This is a genomic window from Xylanibacter oryzae DSM 17970, assembly GCF_000585355.1.
Lineage (GTDB): Bacteria > Bacteroidota > Bacteroidia > Bacteroidales > Bacteroidaceae > Prevotella > Prevotella oryzae.
Window position 1 is genome coordinate 1352441 of record NZ_KK073873.1, and the last position, 26453, is coordinate 1378893.

Consider the following 26453-nt stretch of genomic DNA (forward strand, 5'->3'; position numbering starts at 1 on the left):
CGTGGAAAATATAACAAAAGAAGAGCTTTCTATACTTATACCTACATACAATTTTGTATGCAAGAGACTTGTTGAATGTATTAAAAGACAAGCAGACCTTATAAAAGAGTCTTTTCCTGATTCTTTTAGATATGAAATAATAATTGCAGAAGATGGTTCTTTTGATATGGATACAATTAAAGAAAATAAAGCAATAGAAAGCCTTGAAAATTGCAAACATATTATTTATACGGTAAATGAAGGAAGAGCTGTTATCCGGAATAAACTTGCACGTCTGTCCAAATTTAGATGGTTGCTCTTTATTGATAGTGATATGACTGTAGATAATGAATCCTTTTTATTATATTATTTAAAGACTTCTTTTGATACGGTTATTGACGGAGGTGTTAAAATAAAAGGGGATAAGCACTTTCTTAGAAATAATCTGCGTTTCATTTATGAAAAATCAGCTGAGCATTATCATACAGCACAAATGAGAAGGAAAACCCCATATTGTCATTTTCACACTGCTAATTTTATGATACTGCGTGAGGTAATGCTAAAATTTCCTTTCGACGAACGGTTTAAAAATTATGGATATGAAGATATATTATTAGGGAAGACCCTGAATGAAAACAGCCTTAAGATTTCTCACATAGAGAACCCTGTAAGTTTTGAAGTATTCGAAAGTAACGAGCGTTTTGTTCAAAAAACAGAAGAAGGATTAAACACATTATATTATTTCAGGAATGAACTATCTGGATATTCTAAATTATTGGATATTGCAAACAAAATCGAAAAGACAGGTTTTAAAAAAATTATAGTCTTCGTACATAAGATATTAAGAACTACAGAACGAAAGAACATAGCAGGGAACAAACCATCATTATTAATTTTCAAATTGTATAAAATAGGATTCTATTTATCTATTAATTAACTAAAATAATTAAAACAATGAAACGTTTTGCTTTTAAGATGTACCTAAAATCTGGTTGCGAAAAAGAGTACGCCAAAAGACATGCCGCAATTTGGCCTGAACTTAAACAGATGATTAAAAATTCGGGGGTGAGTGATTACAGTATTTTCTGGGATAAGGACACCAATTTACTTTTTGCAATTCAGAAATGTAGCAATGACTCTAATAGTCAGGACACAAGTAACGTAGATCCTATTACTCAAAAATGGTGGGATATGATGTCTGATATCATGGAAACAAATACAGACAACTCACCTATAAGCGTTCCTCTAATAGAACTGTTTCATATGGATTAAACAATAAAAGCCCGCAAAAAGATGCGAGCTTTTATTATTTAAGTTTATCGGCTTCCAAAATTATCATACGAACTTTATAATATACACAATCTCAACAAGTAAAGAATCTATACCTGCGCCACAGCCTACACAGTCACAGGAGTTCAATTTATTCTTGTTTTACCGGCCTAATATACCCTAACCTTTGCTTAACTTGGTCATAATACAATCTTAACTTAGTCACATCACCATGTTATAATATTAAAATCTTTTTATCCGACTCCTAGCAAAATTACACAAAAATTAGCAAATATAAAAGAAAAAATGTATGCAAAGTGCCTATAAGAAAATAAAATGTTGTAATTTTGTTGCAATTTTCATTGAATATCAAAATTAAACATATCATTAATGGCTTGATATGGACTGTTATTGGCCTATATCTATTGCTACTTGTGCTCTCCCATATTCCGGCAGTGCAAAGGTTCATAGGCTCAAAAGTTTCGATAGCATTATCTGAAAAGTTAGGCACAAAAGTTAATATTGGTCGCATAGATTTGGGATTTTTAAATCGAATAATTATTGATGATATGACCATACAGGACCAGCAGAATAAAAAAATGATATCTGCTGCCAGACTATCTGCCAAATTTAATTTAGTTTCTCTATCACAAGGCAATATTTCTATTTCTTCAATTCAATTATTTGGATTTAACGGCGTATTTTACAAAAAAAATGCTGCCTCAAATGCAAACTATCAGTTTGTGCTTGATTCACTAGCATCTAAGGATAAAACAAAAAGCAAACCTCTAAATTTAAAAATCAATTCTATCATAATAAGGCACGGTGCTGTGAGATACGATCGATATGATATCCCTGAATTGAACAACAAATTTTCGCTAGCACATATTAATACGTCAGGTATTAGCGCCAACATAAGATTAAGGGCTTTTACAGAAGACTCTCTTAACTTAAATATTAAGAAACTCACGTTCAGAGACCAATCAGGATTGAATATTGATAAATTATCTTTGAAACTTAATGCAAATAAAAAGATGGCAAACCTTACAGGTTTCGTCCTTAATCTGCCAGGATCTAGCATAAGAATCAGTAATGCTAATGCAACATACAGATATAATAACAAAAAATTTATTCCGGCATCTTTGCAATTCAATTTACTTTTAGATAATTCAAAGATAACTCCATCTGATTTCAAGTGTTTTGTTCCACAACTTAAATCATTCAACAGTATAATAAATGTGGCATTATCTGTATATGGTACAAGGTCACAGATCAGAATAAAAAAATTGGCAGTTAATTCCCATAGCGGAGACATATATCTTCGGGCTGACGGTTCGGTAAGCGATTGGGACATCGCTCCTAAATGGTTTGCCAATATCAATAACCTTTCTGTATCCGGTAAGACAATAAGCTTTATAAGTAAAAACCTCAACGGCATTAACATCAAGGTTCCAACTATTGTCAACCGACTTGGTAATGTCAAATTGCAGGGTATTATAGGTGGAACGGATAAGACTTTTGCCACAAAATCTTTAATAGCAACAAGCGTTGGAAAAGCTCATCTGGCATTAGGCGTAAGAGACAATTGTTTCACTGGAAGAGTTGAAACAGCCGGAATAAATCTAAATGCATTACTTGATAATAAACATTTCGGTACAATAGCTACGAATATCAATATAGATGGAAATTTAAAAGACAAGAAATACCCATATATTAAAGCTAAGGGTGATATAATACACTTTGATTACAATGGATACGCTTACTCTAATATAAAGGTAGACGGTATATACAGATACGGAATTTTTAACGGTATGCTTGGCATGAATGATGCAAATGGCCTTATCAATGTAAAAGGACTATTCAGTACAAAAGCCAACCACCCTAAATTTAATCTTACAGCCAGTATAAAAAACTTCAACCCATATGCATTAAAAATCACAGATAAATTGGGTAATGCAATATTTGACGTAAATATATCTGCCAATTTTAATGGAAACAACATAAACAACTTGAAGGGAACTCTTGACATAGAAAATTTTTCTATGCAAAAAGGAGACGTTGAATATAAAATGGATGCTATGCATATCATAGCAGGATGCATCGGAAAAGAACACTTCATAAATATGAATAGTGATTTTGCCAAAATGAATATTCAAGGACAATATGATTATGCCACGTTAGCTCAAAGTATAACCAATTTTGTAGGAAGCAAACTCCCTACTCTTCCTGGACTGCCTAAGACTAATAACAAGCACAATAATAATTTTAAAATAAATGCAACAATTACACGTAGTGACTGGCTAAATAAGTTATTCAACATTCCGATAGAACTTAATCAGCCATTTAACCTTATCGGAGAAATGAATGACCGCAAAAGGACACTGAACATTAGTGGTGAGGCACCTGATTTTTCATACAAAGGCAACAACTATCAAGATGGTATGCTCTCAATAAGTACGCCAAACGACACTCTGAAATGCTCTGCTAAGATAAAGAAAGTTATGGGTAACGGGCATAAGTTTGACCTGACTCTGAATGCTAATGCAATAAATAATCTACTTGCGACTAGTATTGGTTGGACAAACAACCTTAAACATCTTTACGCTGGGTCTATAAATACGCAAACTCAATTTTTCAGAAACGAAAAAGGAGAATCAGCAGCACATGTGTCATTCAATCCTTCTCAAATAATAATAAATGATACGGCATGGAATGTTGAACCATCAGCGATTGTATATAGCAAGAACCGCCTAATTATTGACCACTTTGCAATAGAGCGAGGTAAGCAACACCTTATTGCTTCTGGAACAGCATCTCCAAACCAACACGATTCTATTTTTGTAGATCTCAAAGACATTAATGTAGACTACATTCTTAATCTTGTAAATTTCCATTCAGTTGATTTCGGAGGCCAAGCAACAGGTAGTGCTTATATATCTTCTGCTTTCTCAAACCCATCTGCAAATGCCACTCTTACAGTGAATAATTTTACATTTGAAGAAGGACGGATGGGAACATTATTTGCAAATGTAAATTGGAATAAGAAAGACAAACAGATTGATATTGACGCTAAAGCCGACGACGGTCCGTTAGCACAGACACTGATAAAGGGAAACGTATCACCTGCTCGTAACACTATCGACTTAGGGATAAGTGCTCGCGGTACAAACGTTGAATTTATGAAGACCTTTTGTGGCAGTTTCATGAACAATATTAATGCACAAGCGAATGGAGACCTCCGACTAGTCGGACCTCTAAATACAATTCAACTTATTGGGCAACTTACTGTTGACGGGCAATTATCAATGCGCCAACTTGGTACGACCTATACGCTTAAAAGCGATACGATCCGTATGATACCAGATGAGATTGAAATGCGCAATGTGCCATTCTATGACCACAATAATAATGTAGGATATATTACAGGCAATATTCATCATAAACATCTCACAAAATTATCTTATGATCTAGCAATTAAGACAAAGAATCTACTAGCTTATGACCATAAGACTTTTGGAGATAACACATTCTGTGGTACTGTATATGGAACTGGCGATGTTAATATACATGGAAAAAGTGGAGAAGTAACAATCGACATGAATGTAACTCCAAACAAAAATTCGACTTTTATATACAACACAGCATCGGCAGGCTCTGTTTCAAATCAACAGTTTATCCATTGGAACGAACATAAGTTGGATAAAGATATATCAAACAAAAATGATAAACAAGAAAAAGATGAAGAACAACTGTCGGATATGCCTACAAACATATATCTTAATTTTTTGATCAACTGCAATCAAAACGCTACACTTAAAGTCATCATGGATAATAAGACAAATGATTATATTGCCATGAACGGAGATGGAGTGATAAGGGCAACCTATTATAATAAGGGTGCATTTGATATGTTTGGTACATATAATGTTGACCATGGAATATACAAACTCACGATACAAAACGTGATAAAGAAAGATTTCCAGTTCCAGCAAGGTAGTTCTATTGTCTTCGGTGGCGACCCATACGATGCGTCGCTAAATTTGAAAGCACAATATGTTGTAAACGGTGTTTCTCTCTCAGATCTAAGTATAGGCAAAAGTTTTTCAAATAATACAATACGCGTAAACTGCCTAATGAACATAACCGGACAGCCTAGATCACCTAAAGTAGATTTCGATTTAGACTTACCAACCGTCAATGCAGATGAAAAACAAATGGTACGCAGTGTAATTAACAGCCAAGAAGATATGAACCAACAAGTATTATATCTACTGGGTATTGGAAGATTTTATACCCAAGGAGTAAATAATGCTGCCACTGAAGAAGCTAATCAGAAGAATCAGACATCACTGGCGATGCAAAGTCTGCTGTCCGGAACGATAAGCAGTCAGATAAACACAGTGCTAAGTAGTGTATTAAACAATAATAATTGGAATTTTGGCGCGAATATAAGTACCGGAACAGAAGGCTGGAATAATGCTGAATATGAAGGACTTATGTCTGGTAGGCTACTAAACAACAGGCTGCTCATAAACGGACAATTCGGATATAGAGACAATGCTACTACAGCTAATACAAGTTTCATCGGAGACTTTGATATAAGATATTTGTTGTACCCTAATGGAAATTTAGCCATAAAAGTATACAATCAAACAAATGACCGATACTTTACAAAATCAAGTATGAATACACAAGGTCTTGGCTTGATAATGAAAAAGGATTTTAACGGGTTAAAAGACTTGTTTGGCCGCAAAAAGAACAAGATAAAAAAGAATTACAATAAGTAAGACGTTAAAAATATATAAACTCTCGTATCCTATTTATCGACTCTCAATTAATATGGTTAACTTTGCACCCGGTTTTAAAAAAAATTTATTATAAAGTCTAATTTTATTAATTAACAATTTAATTTTTTATGTCAGAATTAACAAAGAACGTACAGCCTGCAGGTGATTTCGATTGGGAATCATTTGAGAATGGTAATGTATCAACAAACATCAGCAAAGAAGACCAAGAACAGGCCTATGACGGAACCCTTAACAAGGTTAGCGAACATCAGGTAGTTGAGGGTAAAGTAATCTTCTTAGACAAAAAAGAAGTTATTGTAAACATCGGTTACAAGAGCGATGGAATTATTCCAGCAAGTGAATTCCGTTACAATCCAGATTTGAAAGTAGGCGATACTGTAGAGGTATACGTTGAAAATCAGGAAGACAAGAAAGGCCAATTGGAGCTTTCACACAAGAAAGCACGTCTTAACAAAAGCTGGGAACGTGTTAACACAGCTCTTGAAAACGAAGAGGTTATACAGGGTTACATCAAGTGCCGTACAAAGGGTGGTATGATTGTTGACGTATTTGGTATTGAAGCATTCTTGCCAGGTAGCCAGATTGACGTTCATCCTATACGTGACTACGATGTTTTCGTAGGCAAAACAATGGAATTCAAGATTGTAAAAATCAATCAGGAATTCAAGAATGTTGTAGTTTCTCACAAGGCTCTAATTGAAGCTGAGTTAGAAGCACAGAAGAAAGAAATTATCGGTAAACTCGAAAAAGGTCAGGTACTTGAAGGTACAGTTAAAAACATCACATCTTACGGTGTATTTGTTGACCTCGGTGGAGTTGACGGACTTATACATATTACAGACCTGTCTTGGGGCCGCGTAAACGATCCTAACGATGTAGTAACACTTGACCAAAAGATCAATGTTGTTATTCTCGACTTTGATGAAGACAAGAAACGTATTGCTCTAGGTTTGAAACAACTTACTCCTCACCCATGGGATGCTCTTGATGCAGATCTAAAGGTTGGAGACCATATTAATGGTAAAGTTGTTGTTCTTGCTGACTATGGCGCATTCGTTGAGATTCAGCCAGGTGTAGAAGGACTTATCCACGTATCAGAAATGAGCTGGAGCCAGCACCTTCGTTCAGCACAAGAATTCCTACATGTAGGAGATGAAGTTGAGGCTGTTATTCTGACACTCGACCGTGAAGAGCGTAAAATGTCTCTTGGCATCAAACAGCTCAAGGAAGATCCATGGGAAACAATCGAAGTTAAATATCCTGTTGATAGCAAACACACTGCAAAGGTACGTAACTTTACAAACTTCGGTGTATTTGTAGAACTTGAAGAAGGTGTAGATGGTCTTATCCACATCAGCGACTTGTCTTGGACTAAGAAGGTAAAACATCCTTCTGAATTCACACAGGTAGGTGCAGACATCGATGTTGTTGTTCTAGAAATAGACAAAGAGAACCGTCGTCTAAGTCTTGGCCACAAGCAGCTAGAGGAGAACCCTTGGAATGTATTCGAAGCTAAATATACTGTTGGTTCAATTCACACAGGTAAGATTACAGAGATGCTTGACAAAGGCGCAGTAATCACACTTGATAAAGACGTTGAAGGTTTCGCTACTCCTAAACACTTAGTTAAGGAAGACGGCAGCCAAGCTCAACTTGGTGAAGAACTAGATTTCAAAGTTATCGAATTCAACAAAGATTCTAAGCGTATAATCCTATCTCACAGCCGCACATTCGAAGATCCTCAGCGTGAGGAGAAGAAAGCTGCAGCTAAGAAGGCTCATACTCCAAAGAAAGACGATTCTTCTAAGATTGAGAACAAGGCAGCATCAACAACACTTGGTGATATAGATGCACTGGCTCAGCTGAAAGCACAGATGGAAGATGATGATAAATAATCACATTTTTTCAATATAATAAAAAGCATCCGATTTTTTCGGATGCTTTTTTTATTGTCTTTAGTATGATACCCCTACTTTTTTATTATAAAAATGTCACAATACCACTTGCTCTGTGTTTATGGGCATTTCAGCATTAACGAAATGCCACTAAATACCACTAAAATGTCACCATTCTAACATCAAAAAGCTATGCTGCAGAAGTGTGAAAGCTATGCTCCTGTGGTATGAAAGTTATACTCCCGAAGTATAAAAGCTATGCTCCTAAAGTATAAAAGCTATGCTTTGAGTTTATCGGTTAGAGGCTGTTGACTATGCCTGAATTTGGTATACATCTTTGTTGTTATACTTACTGGTTTACTATACAAATTATTAAAAGCTTTACTGATCCACTTTACAGAAACATAAAAGCCTTCCTGATTTGCTTAACACACCAGATATACCTACATAAAAAGAAATATACCAAATAAAATATGCTTGAATTTCCATTATAATAAAAAAGACAGTGGTACTTTAGTGACGTTTGGTGACATTTAATTTGCAATCACGAAGTCATATCATATTGATCTACAATGGTTTAAGAAACCAGTGGTATTGTGACATTTTATTTTTTTATTTTTTAGGTACTTAATCACATTCTGTGGCAAAATTATATAGGTAAATGAGTTATTAATATATAAATATTGATTAGTTGTTATCTACATAATATTTAGATAAATCATTAAATAAATCATGCTCAAGTACTTTTGATATTCTAAAGAGCAAAGAAGTTTCAATACTTTCTCTTTGAAATATTTTATATACATTCATTCTAGTACAACATAACTGATCTGCAAACCAAGTTACAGAACGACCTTGTTCACGAAGAAGTTTTCTTATTTCATCACCAATGTTCATAATAAAAGTATTTAAATGTATTATATTTATCTATTTTGCATTGCAAAAGTACGAAATAAATAAATATCAAAAAGTCGGCATTTTTTACTTTTGGATCAAACAGCAGTATTTGTGGTTTATTCGGTATTAAATTGTGATTATTCGTTATAAAATTGTTTTACCTGAAAATAAGCTTCATTGTATTCTTGATATTCTTCATGGCATTTTCAGGTAGTAATGGATCTTCATTTAATACAGATGAGTTAATATTAAGAACGTTACTGAAACCAGCATCTCTTAATATAGCCTCATCAGAAATTTTTCCGGCAATTAGACAAACAGGGACTGAGCATTTCATAGCATGAGACAATACCACACTTGGCAGTTTCCCCATCATCGTCTGTGCATCAGCACTCCCCTCACCTGTTATTATTAAATCTGCATCTTTTATTTTTGAGTCAAAGTTATTAGCATTAAGTAATAAGTCAGCTCCAGATTCAATACTAGCTTTAAAATACTGCATAAAAGCATATCCTAATCCTCCTGCAGCTCCCGCACCGGGAATATTTCTACAATCATATCCAAAGTGCCTTGCAGACATGTCTGCAAATGTTCTGGCCTTACGTTCCAATACTTGGATATCAGACCATGATGCACCTTTTTGCTTAGCGAAAATAAATGCAGCTCCATTCTCGCCCAATAAGGTGTTAGTTACATCAGAGGCTAGAACGATGCTTACGTCTTTAAAATCTCTATCTAATATTTCTGATATACTTTCGGTACCATGGCCCAAAATATCGACTAATGCCATAAGCATGCCTATTCCCGCATCTGATGTAGCACTACCGCCTAATCCGATAATGAATTTACGATATCCTCGTCTGATGGCATCTGCAATAATCTCTCCGGTACCATAAGATGTTGCCTTTACGGGATTACGCTGTTCAGGTTCTATAAGCATAAGTCCGGAAGCTTTTGCGATCTCGATTACAGCCGTATCATTTATTACGCCATATTCTGCAACAATTGGTCGCATTAATGCGTCGTGCACATTAACACTAATACGTTCTCCGTCTATTGAGAATAAAAAAGAATCTAGCATACCTTCTCCGCCGTCAGAGACTGGTATCAATACTATTTCAGTATCAATACCAGTCTGGCGAATACCTTCGGCTGCTGCATTCTCTGCCTCAACAGATGTAAGACAGCCTTTAAAAGAATCTATTGCTAGAACTATTTTCACTGCGATAAATACTATTTTGAAGGATAAGCGAACTTATCTCCAGTAGTTTCGACCAATTTTCGGGCTACGTTATCCGGATATCCGGGGCGCAATACTGTTGCCCCTAGACCAGTCTTAGTACGCAAGAATTTTCCGTCTTTTTCCGGTTTAACAGCCATATCATTATATTTTACTATAAGATAGATAGCCAAGTTTTTCCATCTTGCTAACATTTGTTCTGCTACATCATTACTATAACCATTTAGGTATCTCATTGCTTCTGTAGGATTCTGTTTGTACATAGCAAGAGCCTTATCTTCTACAGATTTCTGATTATCAAAGTATGTATTCTCTAACGAGTCACGAACAACTTTAAGTGATGGGAACATCTGAGAATATCTAGGATAAATCATATTACTTACCCAGTTGCATACCCAATAAGCATTGTTGTCTTTGAACGTTACTGCATCTGCACCCGGAGTATTATAACATACAGGCTGTACTGTATTTCCACAATATACTGGTGTATATGCTATCATATTTGCATCATCATTACCGAACCATAATACTCCACCTATCTGGCGTGGCAACCAAGATCTCATCTGACTCACGTATGTGAATCCGGTTTGCTGTGTTGATGTAGGGCGCTCATTAAAATATTTTTTACCGTCAACCTTATAAACTAAAGGAGTTGGACGATATGGCATATCCCAAACACCTTGTCCAATATCACTGTCAAGAGCTAAAGCAGAACCTTCAAAATGATCTCTCATACAGTTTTCTACATCCTGCACACTTACCTTCTTATTAGGGATAATCCAAAGAGGCATAGGTGTCGTATTATTTTCTTTGCCCTCTACATATGGAAGATACTTATCCATATCATTGCTAAAATGACGGAAGAAACTCCAAACGCGTACTTCGCAGAAACGACGACCTTCAAAGTCCGGATTAGCATAAATACCGCAGAAACTAAAATCTTTATTTTTGCCTTTAAACCACCCCTTACTTCTTGCAAAATTTATGCAGTCTTTAGAAAACATTACATTTTTCTTATCATTCTGATTAAATGTTCTTATTCTGCTCTGGTTTGCGTGAGCACATATAGCATCATCAGGAATACGTACAGCTACCCATACGGCTCCCTTGCCACCTGTACCTTTGCCCATCATCTCCAGAATCCAAGCCTCATTAGAATCACAGATGGTGAATGTCTCACCCTCAGAACAATAGCCATATTTCTCAGCAAGACCGGTCATCACCTTTATTGCCTCACGTGCTGTTTTGGATCTTTGCAGTCCCAGATATATCAATGAGCCATAATCAATTACAGATGTGGTATCTACCATTTCAGGACGACCTCCAAATGTAGTTTCACCTATAGTTACCTGATATTCATTAATATTACCTATAACATTATATGTTTCAGGAGCTTCAGGAATCTGACCTTGAAACTGATTTGTATCCCAATTTATGATTTTACGCATATCACCTGCAGCATGTTTAGCAGCAGGATAATGACATAAATACTGAAACATTCCGTAATCATCTGCATTGTAAGAACATATTACAGAACCATCTTTTGATGCCTTCTTACCTACTATAAAATTAGTACATGCCGACGCATACGTACTTGCAGCCATTAATAGCCCTGCCATAATTATTCTATTCATAATTTCAATATCTAACTTGTGCACTAAATGTCCGTATATTATTTCTATTATCGACTGCAATGAATTTAAAATTATGCATTTTTCCTGTCATTGCTATAGGAGTTTCTTTAAGTTTGCATTCGACCCACGGACTTTTAGGTACCATCGCAAACAAAACGAACTGTCCATCTATATATGCTTTATAACTCTTAATTCCACTACCGGAGTCTGTCAGACCAATTACCAGTTTATGACTAGTATTCCAACTGCCCTGTCCTACCGGATTAACCGTAGGTGGTGTAACATCTTCTACTATTTGGTAATTTGCTCCCAGTTCTCGGATTTTACTCGTAACCCAACCACTTTTAAATGAGCCACCCATAAAATGATCAACACCATTATTGCTCTCTATGTACAACTTAGATGTATCCTTAACTTTTTTGTTAAGGCAAATACTGATTTCGCCCCATCCCAACATTGGATTTGAGACACTATAAAACTTGTACTTATTTGAAAGAGAACCCGGTTGTTTAATTATAGAAGGTTGCAATTCCACATCATCAGCAATCATTCCATATGGTATAACAAGTTGCATCCCCGGCATATCCATACTGTTTGTCTGGTTCCAATGCATCATCCACCGAGGATTGAAGACTTTCTTCTTAGGAATTCCCATACGCTTGCCTGTAACAGTAAATGTATAATCGCGAGAATTTCCTGCAAAATCTGTAAGAGTATATACGATATGATAATCTCTCTCTTGGTTGAAATCAATATAGCCATGATTATGATCTGCATGCAAAACAGGCAGTCTGTTTCCCGGTTCTACAAAAGACTTCATATACCAGACACCATAACGACAATAATGTTCATAGTCTCCCCATGAATTTACCATAAGATTATCCTGAACAGGAATACCACTTACATCACTCTCAAACACTACACGACCATCAACAGACAGTTTGGTGTGTCTTATTCCATATCTGTTATATGTTATCTCCATATAATCATTAGCCCATATACCGAAACCGACCTTACCCCAAGCGGTAAACTTTCTCGTTAAATTAGGCGAAGGGAATCCATACGATGACTTTCCTGTTCCATTACAAAAGATACCCTCGCCGGATTTGGGATAAGCCATAAATCCATGAGCGAGTGGTTTAAGTCCATCTTTAACATAAGGTTTCAAGAAATCAAGAGGATCAACCATCTCCCAAGTTTTGGTATTATGCATTTCTAAATGCAAGTGTGGTGCCTCACTCGCACCGGTATTGCCACTTATCGCAATAAAATCACCCTGAGCAACAGGGCAATCAGATGGCGAAAGTCGAACATCGGCAATATAGCACTGATGCTTATATTGCCAACGCTTTACCAAAGCAGAAATACGCGGAGAGAAAGACTTAAGATGACAGTATACACTAGTATGTCCATCAGGATGTTGAACATATACAGCATTACCGAAACCAAGTAGCCCGATAGTAACTCTACTGACAAAACCATCCGCAATGGTCATTACCTTTTTACCTTCTACTCCGTCTGTTTTTACATCTATGCCTCCATGAAAATGATTAGGACGAGGTTCGCCAAAATTTCCTGCAAGCGATATCTGATAATTAACAGGCGGAGCATAACTTAAAATATTTACATTAAGTAATAAACTACAAATTAATCCTAACATACCTATTTGATTAGCAAGCCTTAAAACTCATATCCAGTCCTTTTACTGAATGAGTAAGGGCTCCTACAGAGATAAAATCAACGCCACACTCAGCGTATTCACGTATTGTATCAAATGTTATTCCACCACTCGACTCTGTTTCAAATTTACCGGCGATCATATCTACGGCCTTCTTGGTGTTTTGAACAGAGAAATTATCAAGCATCACACGGTCTACGCCTCCGCAATCCATAACTTGTTTTAATTCATCAAAGTTACGCACTTCTATTTCTATCTTCAGATCCAAACCTTTGGCTTTAAGATACTGATGACAACGATTGATGGCATTGCTTATTCCACCTGCAAAATCTACATGATTGTCTTTTAGCAGAATCATATCAAACAGACCTATACGATGGTTAACACCACCTCCTATCTTGACAGCCTGCTTTTCAAGCATTCGCATACCGGGCGTTGTCTTACGAGTATCTAATACATGAGTATGTGTACCTTCAAGGCGTTCAACATATCTATTAGTCATAGTAGCAATGCCACTCATTCTCTGCATAATATTAAGCATTAGGCGTTCTGTCTGTAACAGACTGCGAACCTTACCAGATACAATCATTGCTATATCACCTTTTTTGACATGCGCTCCATCACCTATCAAAACTTCGACAGCCATAGTATTGTCAAATCTGTCAAAAACCTTTTTTGCTACTTCAACACCTGCCAATATACCGTCTTCTTTTATCAACAAATGCGATTTTCCAATTGCATCTTCAGGTATACAACACAATGTGGTATGATCGCCATCACCGATATCTTCAGCAAAAGCCAAATCGATAAGGCGGTCTTCTAATTCATCTACGCTTAACATTTTAAATATCTATTATTTTATATATATAGTCCAAATCCTATACGAAAACCTATCTTTGAATAATCTGAATGGTTCTTAAAACTCTGATCATAATAAATTGAAGGTTCTATGGTAGCTGTATGACTGATGAAAAAGGCATAGCCCATTTCTATCTCAGGCATAAAGTCATTATAGCTATGATTAGCATGTATCAGCTTAACACCGGCACCAAGATAAAGTCCATTCTGTATGATATAATAGCGACCGCCAACTCCTATAGATGCGTAATCAGCAATATCATCATTACCGGAATGTTGATAAGACGCTTGTCCAAAAACCATTAGATTGTCAAGGCACATATATCCCAATTTGGCCTGAGCGCCAAAATTAGTATGCTCTTTGCCACTATAATTCAGGTCTAAGCCTGAAAGTGAAGCACCTGCATATATTTTCCCTTCTTCAAACTGTGCATGAGAAACCATAACGGTCATTAGCCCCATAACCAGCATTAATAACTTCTTTTTCATAATTTAAATCAATTTAATTTGTTAATACTGTATTTTGATCTATTCTTTATATACCATGAGAAGAACCATACCAAAGAAACAACTAAAATCAACCCAGCTGCACTATAACCGATTTTTTCATCTAAGCCCAATGCTTGTTTTGATAAGAACAAGAATGAGCCGCAAACTACAGTCATAAACAATGCGGGTATCAACGTTATTAAGAATGGTTTCTTTTCTTGTACAAGATATATTGTCAATGTCCATAATGTAAAGACAGACAATGTCTGATTTGCCCATCCAAAGTATTGCCATATAACATTAAAGCCGTCTGGATTTGCTATCTGCCAGACAAGTAACAATACAGCAATAGAGAACATTGGAACGCATATATACAAACGGCGGCGGATACTCTGCTGATCCAGATGAAGGAATTCGGCAATAATCAAGCGTGCACTCCTAAATGCAGTATCTCCACTGGTTATAGGAGCTGCCACAACGCCAAGCAGTGCCAAGATACCACCAAAGAGCCCTAACCATCCATGACATACATCTTTAACAACTGTAGGGGCATCAAAGAATTGTATCAGTGTCTTAGGAGCTGCACTATGTGATTGTACTATGAACTGCTGCATTACATCTGGAGAAACGACCTCTTTCCATCCACCATAAAAAAAGAAATAAGAAGATATTGTGGCCCAAATCAAAGCTACGACCCCTTCTGTTATCATAGAACCATAAAAGATAGGTCGGCCCTGACTCTCGCTTTTCATACAACGAGCCATCAGAGGACTCTGGGTAGCATGAAATCCACTTATTGCACCACAAGCTATCGTAATAAACAAAGCCGGGAATATCTTATTGGTCATGCCAAACTTTACAGCACCCATATTACCTAATCCATCCCATAGCTCCGGTATTTTTGGAATTTTAATATATAACCCTATCATTAAGGCTAAAGCCATAAACAAAAGAGAAAAAGCAAATAGCGGATATATTTTACCTATAATTTTATCTATTGGTAACATTGTGGCAAGTATATAATAGATAAAGATTATTATTATCCACATAATCCTTGAACCCCATATACTCTCCATTATTATAGCAGGACTATATACAAACACTACTCCTACCATTACCAAAAGAAGTATAGAGAATACCAACATGATCTTCTTTGTAGTTTTGCCTAGATATTTTCCGACCAATCCCGGCAGACCTATGCCATTATTACGCATAGAAAGCATGCCACTAAGGTAATCGTGTGTTGCGCCGGCGAATATACATCCCAAAACTATCCACAAATAAGCAGAAGGTCCAAACCACATTCCCATTATAGCGCCGAATATTGGTCCCGTTCCTGCTATATTCAGAAATTGTATCATAAAAATCTTCCACCCGGGAAGAACTACATAATCCACCCCATCGGCATTTGCTATAGCTGGAGTTTTACGATCATCAGGAGAGAACACGTGCTCAACAAAACGACCATAAAACATATAGCCGACTATCAAAGCCAAAAGACTCAACGTGAAAGATATCATATTATTAGTAGTTTTATATTCTGCTTGCAAAAGTAACAAATTATTATGAATAATAAAAAAATAATGATAACTTTGCACACGAAATATGAAAAAATTAATAAGTATAATTATAACCGTCACTTTTTTATCCGTATATTCTGTTGCACAGAGTATACCTAAACATGAAGTGCGTGCTGTTTGGCTTACCACTATAGGCGGATTAGATTGGCCGCATTCGTACTCACAGTCTAGTCTCTCTGCAGCAAAACAACAAAAAGAGCTCTGCGATATCCTTGATAAACTCAAAGAGGCTAATGTAAATACGGTTATACTACAGACACGTATTCGTGGAACTGTAATATACCCTTCTGAAATAGAACCTTGGGACGGTTGCCTCAGTGGTTTTCCGGGTCGTTCGCCTGGATATGACCCCTTAAAATTTGCGATTGACGAATGTCATAAACGCGGTATGGAATTGCACGCATGGGTGGTAGCCATACCTGTAGGGAAATGGAACTTTCTAGGTTGCAAGAAATTACGTACGCGCTATCCCAAAATCATCCGTAATATTGATGACGAAGGATATATGAATCCTGAAAGTGAAGTTACAGCTGATTACATAGCGAAGATTTGCGCTGAAATCACCCGCAACTACGATATTGACGGCATAAATCTTGACTATATAAGATATCCTGAAACATGGAAGATTCGTTTGCCTCTAGAAGAAGGAAGAAAGAACATTACTCGTATTGTACGCCGTGTACATGATGAAGTGAAAGCGATTAAGCCATGGGTTAAAATGGCATGTTCTCCAATTGGTAAATACGATGACCTTTCACGGTTCTGGAGTCATGGATGGAATGCAAGGAATACAGTTTGTCAAGAAGCCCAGGAATGGTTGAAAGATGGATTAATGGACGAGCTTTTCCCTATGATGTATTTTCAGGGTGATCAGTTTTTCCCTTTTGCCATAGATTGGAAAGAACAATCGTATGGAAAAATAATAGTTCCGGGACTTGGAGTATATTTTCTTGACCGCAATCAGAAAGACTGGTCATTAGACATAATCTCCAGAGAGATGAACGTACTACGCCAAAATGGTATGGGGCATGCATACTTCAGAAGCAAGTTTTTTACTGACAACACTAAAGATATATTTAACTTTGTCAGCAATGAATTTGACACATATCCATCATTAGTTCCACCTATGACATGGGAAAGTAATAAAAAGCCACTGGCACCAACAAAATTATGCATATCACAATCTAAGGATAAAGAATTTATATCATGGGATTGCGGGAATGATATGAGCGGAATATCAAAATATGAAAAAGACGATAAGACAAAACCAATTTCTCTATTTTATAATCTTTATGCCTCAGACTCATATCCAGTAGACATAAATGACGCCAGGAATATAATTGCAGCAAGAATTCCTGCTAATGAAATCTCAATACCTTTATCAAAAGACTGCATGCATCTTAATTACGCAGTAACTGCTATAGACAGATATGGCAATGAGAGCGAACAGACTAATTCGGAAAAAGCAATAGAACCTGAATCTAACACAATGATGAGGAATAACGGTAATATTTTATATCTTACTAATAGACAGTCTATTCTTGATGCAGAGTTCATAATAATACAATCACTTATTGGTAACATTATAACAACAATGCCATATAATAGTGACTCCATAAATATAAGCAAAATACCTGAAGGTATCTATATTGTTAAATCATTAAACAGGAAAGGATACACTCACCGTTTAGGAACATTCATAATTAAAAGATAGCTATAATATGTCAAATGACTATTTCTTATTCAAACAGTTCAAAATTTTGCAAGATAAGTGCGCCATGAAAGTTGGAACAGATAGTGTTACGCTTGGGGCATGGGTAAAATACGAATCGCCGAAAGAAATATTAGACATTGGCACCGGAACAGGAATAATAGCTTTAATGATGGCCCAACAATATCCGTCTTCTCATATCACAGCAATAGAAATAGATCCTCTGGCTACAGAGCAAGCTATTGAAAATGTAAAAGGAACTGCATGGAACAACAGAATTGACATATTAAATATTTCTTTCCAGGACTTCGCCAGTAACATTGATAAAAAATTTGACATTATAGTAACTAACCCTCCGTATTTCATTGATTCTTTAAAAAATCCGGACACCCGCAAAAAGATAGCCAGACATACTGATTCATTAACATACCACGAATTAATTAATAACAGCAGTAAGTTGCTTTCTGAAAAAGGAGAATTATTTATGATAATACCCGCTACGAGTCTATCTATTATTGAAGAAGAAGCTCTATATGCAGGATTGAATAAGAGCAAATTATGCTCATTACAGGCATCATCAGGAAAGCAAGTAAAGCGATCTCTTGTATCCTTCAATAAAAACAGGAAAGAACAAGTTATAGAATCCAACTTATGTATAGACTCGGAAGAATACAAAAATCTTACGAATGATTTTTACATTAAATAATTAATATTCTGATGTCGAAAATAATATTACACGCAAAAAATCTATTATTTTCTTTAAATATCAATTCTAAATTAGTAATTAAATAAGCAGTTTGATATTTTTTTAGTATCTTTGCAGCCATTATTGAATTACAAAGATAAAAATGGATAAATTTCAAAATAGCAAACCTTTTTCAATGGTAGCTGATTTCGATGGGGATTACAAAAAACTCTTTTCAGGTGACTATCCAAAAGAATTGCCTATTCTCGCAACACGCAACCTTGTACTTTTTCCTGGTGTAATAACTCCTATCCTGGTAGGACGTGAAACCAGTCTCCGCCTTGTAGAACATGTAGTAAAAAAGGGTGGATATATGGCTGTGGTATGTCAGTGCGATTCAGAAGTTGAATCTCCCGGAAAGGAAGATTTATATGAGACGGGCGTTTACGCTAAAGTTATCAAGATATTGGACATGCCTGGAGACAATCAGAATAAGACTGTTATTGTGCAAGGAGAATCACGTTGCAAATTAGTATCTATTAAACGCCGTAAACCATACATGACAGGTACTGTTGAGATATTAACAGAAATGATGCCTGCAAAAAAGGATGAAGAGTTTGATGCAGCATGTGATGACTTAAGGGATACAACCAACAAATATATTAATCTCAATGAGGACATGCCTGATGAAGCTACATTTGCATTGCAGAATATGACTAATAATGTCATGCTTGTAAACTTCATCTGCTCAAATATTCCTATATCAACAAACGAAAAAGAAGAATTACTTAAGATAGACGATGTTAAAGAGCGCCTTATTTCAGTAAGTAAGATCATTAATCGTGAGTTACAGTTAATGAATATAAAGCAGGGTATTCGTATTAAGACTCACAAGCAGATTGACGAACAGCAAAGAAACTACTTTCTTGAGCAACAGATCAAGAACATGAAGGAAGAGCTCGGATCAGGCGAAGGTTCTCCTGAGGCCCTTGAACTAATAGAGAAAGCATCGAAAAAGAAATGGTCTGCAGATGTAAATAAAACATTCCATAAGGAAATAGATAAATTAGGCACATTAAACCCACAAAGTCCTGAATATAGTGTTCAACTCACATATCTTCAAACTCTTGTTGGTCTGCCTTGGGGTGAATATACTAAAGACGATCTAAATCTTATTCGCGCAGAGAAGGTACTCAACCATGACCACTACGGAATGGAGAAGGTCAAGGAACGTATTATGGAATATATGGCAGTGCTTAAACTTCGTGGCGACTTAAAGTCTCCTATAATATGTCTATATGGCCCTCCCGGAGTAGGAAAAACATCTCTTGGAAAAAGTATTGCATCTGCAATGAAAAGAAAATATGTCAGAGTATCATTAGGAGGTCTACACGACGAAGCTGAAATACGTGGACACAGACGCACGTATATAGGTGCTATGCCTGGTCGTATCATAAAAAGCATACAAAAAACGAATTCTTCTAATCCGGTATTTATACTTGACGAAATAGACAAAGTTACTCAGAACACTGTAAACGGAGACCCTGCAAGCGCTCTGCTTGAAGTTCTCGACCCAGAACAGAACAACGCTTTTCATGACAATTATCTTGATTTAGACTTTGACTTATCAAAGGTTCTATTCATAGCTACGGCAAATGACTTAAACACAATACCACGTCCATTACTAGACCGTATGGAAATAATTGAAGTAAGCGGGTATATAACTGAGGAAAAAATAGAAATTGCCCGTCGCCATCTCATACCTAAAGAAATGGAGAATACGGGACTTGAAAAAGAACAGATTAAGTTTTCAAATTCATCTATTGAAAAAATCATAGAGTCGTACACTAGAGAAAGTGGCGTTAGGCAATTAGAGAAACAAATTAATAAATCTCTTAGAAAACTAGCACTGGAAAAGGCAAGAAATGGAGCATTACGATATAACAAGATAACCCCAAATGAGATTGAAGACTTACTTGGAAATCCACCTTTCTATCGTGATATATACCAAGGCAACTCATATGCAGGCGTCGTTACGGGTCTGGCATGGACTAGTGTTGGTGGAGAAATTCTGTTTATCGAGACTAGCCTTAGCCGTGGAAAGGGATCTAAACTTACATTGACAGGAAATCTTGGTGATGTAATGAAAGAGTCTGCTATACTAGCACTTGAATATGTAAAATCACATGCAGAGACTCTAAACATCGACTACCGTATATTTAACAATTGGAATATCCATATCCATGTACCTGAAGGGGCAACGCCTAAAGACGGACCATCTGCAGGTATCACAATTGCGACAAGTATCGCTTCTGCACTAACACAACGCAAAGTGCGCAGCAATACAGCTATGACAGGAGAAATAACCCTTAGAGGAAAAGTGCTTCCTGTTGGTGGAATTAAGGAAAAGATCCTTGCTGCTAAACGTGCTGGCATTACTGATATTGTAATGTGCCAAGAGAATGAGAAAGATATTTTGGAAATACCAGAGAAGTATCGTAATGGCGTTACATTTCATTACGTAGAGAATATACAGCAAGTATGGGACTTCGCACTCACTGATGAAGTTGTAGATAATGCTGTAGTATTTAATATTGAAGAAGAGGAGAAAAAGAAAGACTAATACTGGTATGAATTTCAAGATAGAACATACAGACAATGCCAGTGATGCGCGTGCAGGTTTGCTGACAACAGATCACGGAGAAATTCAGACTCCTATATTTATGCCTGTCGGAACGTGTGGAAGTGTTAAGGGGGTTCATTTTAGTGAACTGAGAAATCAGATAAATGCACAGATTATTCTTGGCAATACATATCATCTTTATCTTCGCCCGGGATTAGAAATATTGCGTGCTGCAGGAGGTTTACATGGTTTCAACGGATGGGAAAAACCAATACTTACAGACAGTGGTGGTTTTCAGGTATTTTCTCTTACCGGGATACGTAAATTGACAGAACAAGGTTGCGAATTTCGTTCGCACATTGACGGAAGCAAACATATATTTACTCCCGAAAACGTGATGGACACAGAACGCGTAATAGGTGCAGATATAATGATGGCCTTAGACGAATGTGCTCCAGGAAAAAGTGACTATCAGTATGCCAAAAACAGTATGGCTTTGACTCACAGATGGTTGGATAGATGTATTAAACGATTTAATGAGACACAACCTCTCTATGGTTATCAACAAACATTGTTTCCAATAGTACAAGGTTGTACATATTCAGATTTACGAAGAGAATCGGCAAAATACATATCAGATAAAGGCGCAGAAGGAAATGCTATAGGCGGACTTGCTGTAGGCGAACCAACAGAAGTTATGTATGAGATGATAGAGGTTGTAAACGAAATACTTCCAAAAGAAAAACCTCGCTACCTAATGGGTGTTGGTACACCACAGAATATCCTTGAAGGAATAGAGAGAGGTGTTGATATGTTTGACTGTGTTATGCCTACAAGAAATGGGCGAAATGCAATGCTTTTCACATACAATGGTACAATGAATATGAGAAATAAAAAGTGGGAAAATGACTTTAGTCCTATAGATGAAAACGGCTGTGAAGTTGACAAAGTGTATAGTAAAGCATACCTACATCATTTATTTAAAGCTCAAGAACTATTGGCACTCCAGATAGGAAGTATCCACAATTTAGCGTTCTACCTACGTTTAGTAAAAGATGCTCGTCAGCATATTATCGCAGGAGATTTCACAAGTTGGAAACGTTCTGTTATTGACCAATTAGGTGTAAGAATTTAGAGTTATCTATAGATATGGTATATAATAAGATCAAAAAGTTTAGTAAAGTATTACAATTCTTTAGTAAGCATAAAAAACTTGCTAAAGCAGTAAACAGTATTTTCAACTTTTTAAAGAAGTATTTTTGGTTTCTTAAATATGTAGCTCCTTCAAGATATATAAAAAAATTGGATCGTTATATTATGCGTAAATTTATTGGTACGTATATATATTCCATTATTTTGATTATATCCATATCAATAGTCTTTGATGTAAATGAGAACTTATCAAAATTTGCACAATACCATGCCCCGCTTAAGGCTATAGTTTTTGATTATTACTTCAACTTTGTCCCTTATTTCGCGAACTTATTTAGTCCACTGTTCGTGTTTATCTCAGTCATATTTTTTACAAGTAAGATGGCCGGAAACTCTGAAATAATAGCTATTCTGGCTAGTGGTGTGAGTTTCAAGCGCCTTATGCGCCCTTACATGGTATCAGCAGCAATAATAACATGTGCGACATTCTATTTAGGCGCATATGTAATACCTAAAGGAAATGTAACGCGCCAAAACTTCGAAGATCTATATAAGAATAACAAGAAACAGACGGCTGCAGAAAATGTAATGCTTCAGGTTGACAAAGGTGTTATAGCATATATACAGTTTTATGACAATAATTCGAAGAGTGGACAAGGTTTCTCATTAGATAAATTCGAAAACAAGAAATTGGTTAGTCACATGACAGCCAGCAACATTCAATATGATACAATATCTGAAAGCAAATATCACTGGAGAGCTACGAATTACACGATAAGGCAACTAAGAGGTATGCGAGAACACATAACACATGGAGCACAAATTGATACATTGATACAAATGGAGCCATTAGATCTTGTATTCTCTAAAGGTCAACAGGAAACATTTACCAGCCCGGAACTTAAAACATATATAGCAAAACAGATAGGTAGAGGTTCTGGTAATGTTGTACAATATCAGGTGGAATATCACAAAAGGATAGCAATGTCTTTTGCATCATTCATTCTTACAACTATCGGAATAAGTCTTAGCAGCAGAAAGCGTAAAGGTGGAATGGGTATGTACCTTGGTATTGGATTAGCTCTTAGTTTCGGTTACATCCTAATGCAGACAATAAGTAGTACATTTGCTATTAACGCTAATACGCCACCAATGCTAGCTGCATGGATTCCAAATATAATATTTGCAGTAGTAGCATATTTTTGCTACCGCAAAGCACCAAATTAATAAAAAAAATAATGACATTCGAAGAATTAGATTTAAATGAAAATATTCTTGACGCATTGTATGATATGCGTTTCGACAATTGTACACCTGTACAGGAACAATGTATACCACCAATCCTTGAAGGGCGCGATGTATTAGGAGTGGCTCAGACTGGAACAGGAAAAACAGCTGCTTACTTACTACCTATCCTATCGCTGATAGACGATGGTGGATTTCCTAAAGATGCAATCAATTGCATAATAATGTCTCCTACTCGTGAATTAGCTCAACAGATAGATCAAGCAAGGCAAGGTTTCGGATATTATCAAAACGGGGTAAGCAGTGTGGCTGTTTATGGAGGTAACGATGGTAATAGATACGATCAAGAAATTAAGAGTCTAAAACTAGGAGCAGACGTAATAATAGCTACTCCAGGAAGACTTATTTCACACATGCAATTAGGCAATGTTGATATGAGTCGTCTCTCATTTTTTGTTCTTGATGAAGCAGACAGAATGCTTGATATGGGATTTTCAGAAGACATAATGCAAATTGCACAAAAGTTACCTAAAACATGCCAGACCATAATGTTTTCAGCAACAATGCCAGCTAAAATCCAATCTTTGGCAGAAACACTCCTTAAAAATCCTGTTGAAATAAAATTAGCAGTAAGTAAACCTGCTGAGAAAATTAAACAATCTGCATATATATGTTATGAGCCACAAAAAATAAACATAATACGCAACATCTTCGATAATGGCGACCTAAAAAGGGTTATTATATTTGCTGGAAGTAAGGATAAAGTTAAAGATATAAATAAGTCATTGCTAAAAAAACATATTAATTGTGGAGAAATGCACAGTGATCTTAGTCAAAAAGAGCGCGATGATATTATGTTCAACTTTAAATCAGGCAAAATAGACGTTCTTGTTGCAACTGATATTGTTTCTAGAGGCATAGACATAGATGATATACAGATGGTAATAAATTATGATGTACCTCATGATGCTGAAGACTATGTTCATCGTATAGGGCGTACAGCAAGGGCCGACAAAGATGGAATAGCTATAACGTTTGTAAACGAGAAAGACCAATACAACTTTGCCAATATAGAAAAATTTCTAAACCAGGATATAAATAAAAACGTAATTCCGCCTGAAATTGGAGAAGCGCCACTTTATGAACCAAATAAGAAGAGCCATGACGTAAACGATAACAGAAACAGAAAAGGAGGAAAACAAAGTCGTGGAACGAAAAAATATGGTCCCAAATATAAAGGATCAAAAAAGTCTAATGGCAATTTTTCAAAGACGACCAGTCCTAGCACGAATGGCAAAAATATAAATAAGGAAAAATAATAAATCAGATAGCCAAGCACCTATGTAAAATACAAGTAAGCTTAGTATGGAATTTATAAAAAAAATAGAACAATATATTGAGAAAGACAAGCTCCTGAATATAAACAAAAAATATCTAGTAACATTGTCTGGTGGTGCTGACAGCACTGCCTTACTCATTATAATGCACGACCTTGGATATAATATAGAAGCCGTACACTGCAATTTCAAATTACGTGGTGAAGAATCAGAGCGTGATGAACAATTTTGTAAATCTCTGTGTTCAAAATATAAAATTAATCTTCACATTACGCACTTCGACACACGTTCTTACGCCGAATTACACAAACAAAGTATAGAACTAGCTGCCAGACATCTTCGCTATAAATACTTTGAGCAACTTAAAAAAGATATAAATGCAGAAGCTATACTTGTAGCTCATCATAAAGATGATAATGTAGAAACAATACTCATGAATATGTTGCGTGGAACTGGTCTACATGGTCTTACTGGAATCCATGCACGCAGAGACGATATTATACGTCCACTGCTATGTGTAAGAAGATCCGAGATAGAAGAATATTTAAAGTTTATCAACCAAGATTTTGTTACTGATAGCACAAACCTTGTTGATGACGTTACTCGCAACAAGATAAGATTGAATGTAATACCAGAATTGCTAAAAGTAAATGAAAATGCAATAGAAAATATTCTATCTACCGCTAAACATTTATCACAGGCTGAAGAGTACATTGAAACGACTATAAAAGATAAATGCGATAGTATAAAGTTAGAAAATAATACTGAAAATATTTCGACAGAAAATATTACAGAATATGGACTTTATCTTCGAATAAAAAAATATGGGTTCAATTATAAGATTATAGAAGAAATATACAATAATATCAATTGCGGTATAGGTAAAATATATCACTCTGGACTATATGAACTTCTTATAGACAGAAATTCTATTATTATTCAAACGGAATCAGAGCCTTTCAAAGAAATGAAGATACCAGAACAAGGTACTTACATAATAAATTCTACTGTAAACAAAGCTATCGAACAAAGAATCATCATTAGCTTTAGTGACATAACAGAGAAATTCTCTATACCAAGAAAGAGCAATAAAATAGCATTAGACGCTGATAAAGTTAAGTTTCCATTAATTCTTAGACCTGCAAAAGATGGCGACCGCTTTCATCCTTTCGGAATGCGTGGAACCAAACTAGTTAGCGACTTTCTAACTGACCTCAAATATAATTTGTTTAAGAAACGTGCTCTACTGGTCTTAGAAGATAAGAGAGGCGAGATTATTTGGATTGTAAACGAGCGTCCATCAGAGAACTGTCGTATAACAGAGGACAGTAAACGCGCAATCCTAATAGAATTGAAATAGAAACATAAAACGA

At 36.0% G+C, this 26453-nt stretch carries 17 protein-coding genes and 1 pseudogene; 11 read left to right on the forward strand and 7 right to left on the reverse strand.

Annotated elements, in window-relative coordinates; translation table 11 throughout:
• Position 1: 1 nt before the first annotated feature.
• From XYLOR_RS05650 to rpsA, 4 genes are all read left to right on the forward strand, one after another.
• Positions 2 to 916, forward strand: a complete 915-nt coding sequence (locus XYLOR_RS05650) for a glycosyltransferase family 2 protein (protein ID WP_051508893.1) — start codon at positions 2 to 4, stop codon at positions 914 to 916.
• Positions 917 to 933: 17 nt separating this feature from the next.
• Positions 934 to 1251, forward strand: a complete 318-nt coding sequence (gene rhaM / locus XYLOR_RS05655; protein WP_036877701.1) for an L-rhamnose mutarotase — start codon at positions 934 to 936, stop codon at positions 1249 to 1251.
• 359 nt (positions 1252 to 1610) lie between these two features.
• Positions 1611 to 6035: a translocation/assembly module TamB domain-containing protein gene (locus XYLOR_RS05660; RefSeq protein ID WP_245601955.1), complete on the forward strand. Its 4425-nt coding sequence runs from the start codon at positions 1611 to 1613 to the stop codon at positions 6033 to 6035.
• 128 nt (positions 6036 to 6163) lie between these two features.
• Complete coding sequence (gene rpsA / locus XYLOR_RS05665; protein ID WP_036877703.1) at positions 6164 to 7951, forward strand: 30S ribosomal protein S1; 1788 nt, start codon at positions 6164 to 6166, stop codon at positions 7949 to 7951.
• Positions 7952 to 8638: 687 nt separating this feature from the next.
• Here the strand turns inward: rpsA and XYLOR_RS05670 are convergent.
• The 7 genes from XYLOR_RS05670 to XYLOR_RS05700 all read right to left on the reverse strand — a co-directional run bounded on the left by XYLOR_RS05670 (position 8639) and on the right by XYLOR_RS05700 (position 16267).
• Positions 8639 to 8848 carry a hypothetical protein gene (locus tag XYLOR_RS05670; RefSeq protein WP_374057284.1) on the reverse strand — a complete coding sequence of 70 codons (210 nt, stop codon included), beginning with the start codon at positions 8846 to 8848 and terminating at the stop codon, positions 8639 to 8641.
• Between the two features lie 157 nt (positions 8849 to 9005).
• Positions 9006 to 10070 (reverse strand): glycerate kinase, encoded by a 1065-nt coding sequence (locus XYLOR_RS05675; protein WP_036877707.1) that lies wholly within the window; start codon positions 10068 to 10070, stop codon positions 9006 to 9008.
• Between the two features lie 11 nt (positions 10071 to 10081).
• Complete coding sequence (locus tag XYLOR_RS05680; protein WP_036880772.1) at positions 10082 to 11722, reverse strand: dipeptidase; 1641 nt, start codon at positions 11720 to 11722, stop codon at positions 10082 to 10084.
• A 4-nt stretch (positions 11723 to 11726) separates the two neighbouring features.
• Entirely contained in the window at positions 11727 to 13382 is a 1656-nt protein-coding gene (locus XYLOR_RS05685; RefSeq protein WP_036877710.1) for a M23 family metallopeptidase, read from the reverse strand.
• A gap of 10 nt (positions 13383 to 13392) precedes the next feature.
• A complete protein-coding gene (nadC, locus tag XYLOR_RS05690) occupies positions 13393 to 14241 on the reverse strand; it encodes a carboxylating nicotinate-nucleotide diphosphorylase (RefSeq protein ID WP_036877711.1) in 849 nt (282 codons plus the stop codon).
• Positions 14242 to 14258: 17 nt separating this feature from the next.
• Positions 14259 to 14747, reverse strand: a complete 489-nt coding sequence (locus XYLOR_RS05695; protein ID WP_036877713.1) for an outer membrane beta-barrel protein — start codon at positions 14745 to 14747, stop codon at positions 14259 to 14261.
• An 8-nt stretch (positions 14748 to 14755) separates the two neighbouring features.
• Positions 14756 to 16267: a carbon starvation CstA family protein gene (locus tag XYLOR_RS05700; RefSeq protein WP_036877714.1), complete on the reverse strand. Its 1512-nt coding sequence runs from the start codon at positions 16265 to 16267 to the stop codon at positions 14756 to 14758.
• Positions 16268 to 16352: 85 nt separating this feature from the next.
• Here XYLOR_RS05700 and XYLOR_RS05705 point away from each other — a divergent pair, with 85 nt between their 5' ends.
• The 7 genes and pseudogenes from XYLOR_RS05705 (at position 16353) to tilS (ending at position 26440) form a co-directional block, all read left to right on the forward strand.
• Positions 16353 to 18041, forward strand: a complete 1689-nt coding sequence (locus XYLOR_RS05705) for a glycoside hydrolase family 10-like protein (RefSeq protein ID WP_036877717.1) — start codon at positions 16353 to 16355, stop codon at positions 18039 to 18041.
• Between the two features lie 64 nt (positions 18042 to 18105).
• Positions 18106 to 18744: a tRNA1(Val) (adenine(37)-N6)-methyltransferase gene (locus tag XYLOR_RS05710; RefSeq protein WP_051508894.1), complete on the forward strand. Its 639-nt coding sequence runs from the start codon at positions 18106 to 18108 to the stop codon at positions 18742 to 18744.
• A gap of 142 nt (positions 18745 to 18886) precedes the next feature.
• Positions 18887 to 21346 carry an endopeptidase La gene (gene lon, locus XYLOR_RS05715; RefSeq protein ID WP_036877720.1) on the forward strand — a complete coding sequence of 820 codons (2460 nt, stop codon included), beginning with the start codon at positions 18887 to 18889 and terminating at the stop codon, positions 21344 to 21346.
• Between the two features lie 7 nt (positions 21347 to 21353).
• On the forward strand, positions 21354 to 22481 hold the full coding sequence (gene tgt / locus XYLOR_RS05720; protein WP_036880775.1) for a tRNA guanosine(34) transglycosylase Tgt: 1128 nt from the start codon (positions 21354 to 21356) through the stop codon (positions 22479 to 22481).
• Between the two features lie 182 nt (positions 22482 to 22663).
• Positions 22664 to 23725 carry an LptF/LptG family permease gene (locus XYLOR_RS05725; protein ID WP_374057285.1) on the forward strand — a complete coding sequence of 354 codons (1062 nt, stop codon included), beginning with the start codon at positions 22664 to 22666 and terminating at the stop codon, positions 23723 to 23725.
• A gap of 11 nt (positions 23726 to 23736) precedes the next feature.
• Positions 23737 to 24885 (forward strand): annotated as a pseudogene (locus tag XYLOR_RS05730) (DEAD/DEAH box helicase); the annotation flags it as partial.
• Positions 24886 to 25108: 223 nt separating this feature from the next.
• Positions 25109 to 26440 carry a tRNA lysidine(34) synthetase TilS gene (gene tilS / locus XYLOR_RS05735; protein WP_036877725.1) on the forward strand — a complete coding sequence of 444 codons (1332 nt, stop codon included), beginning with the start codon at positions 25109 to 25111 and terminating at the stop codon, positions 26438 to 26440.
• Positions 26441 to 26453 lie beyond the last annotated feature (13 nt).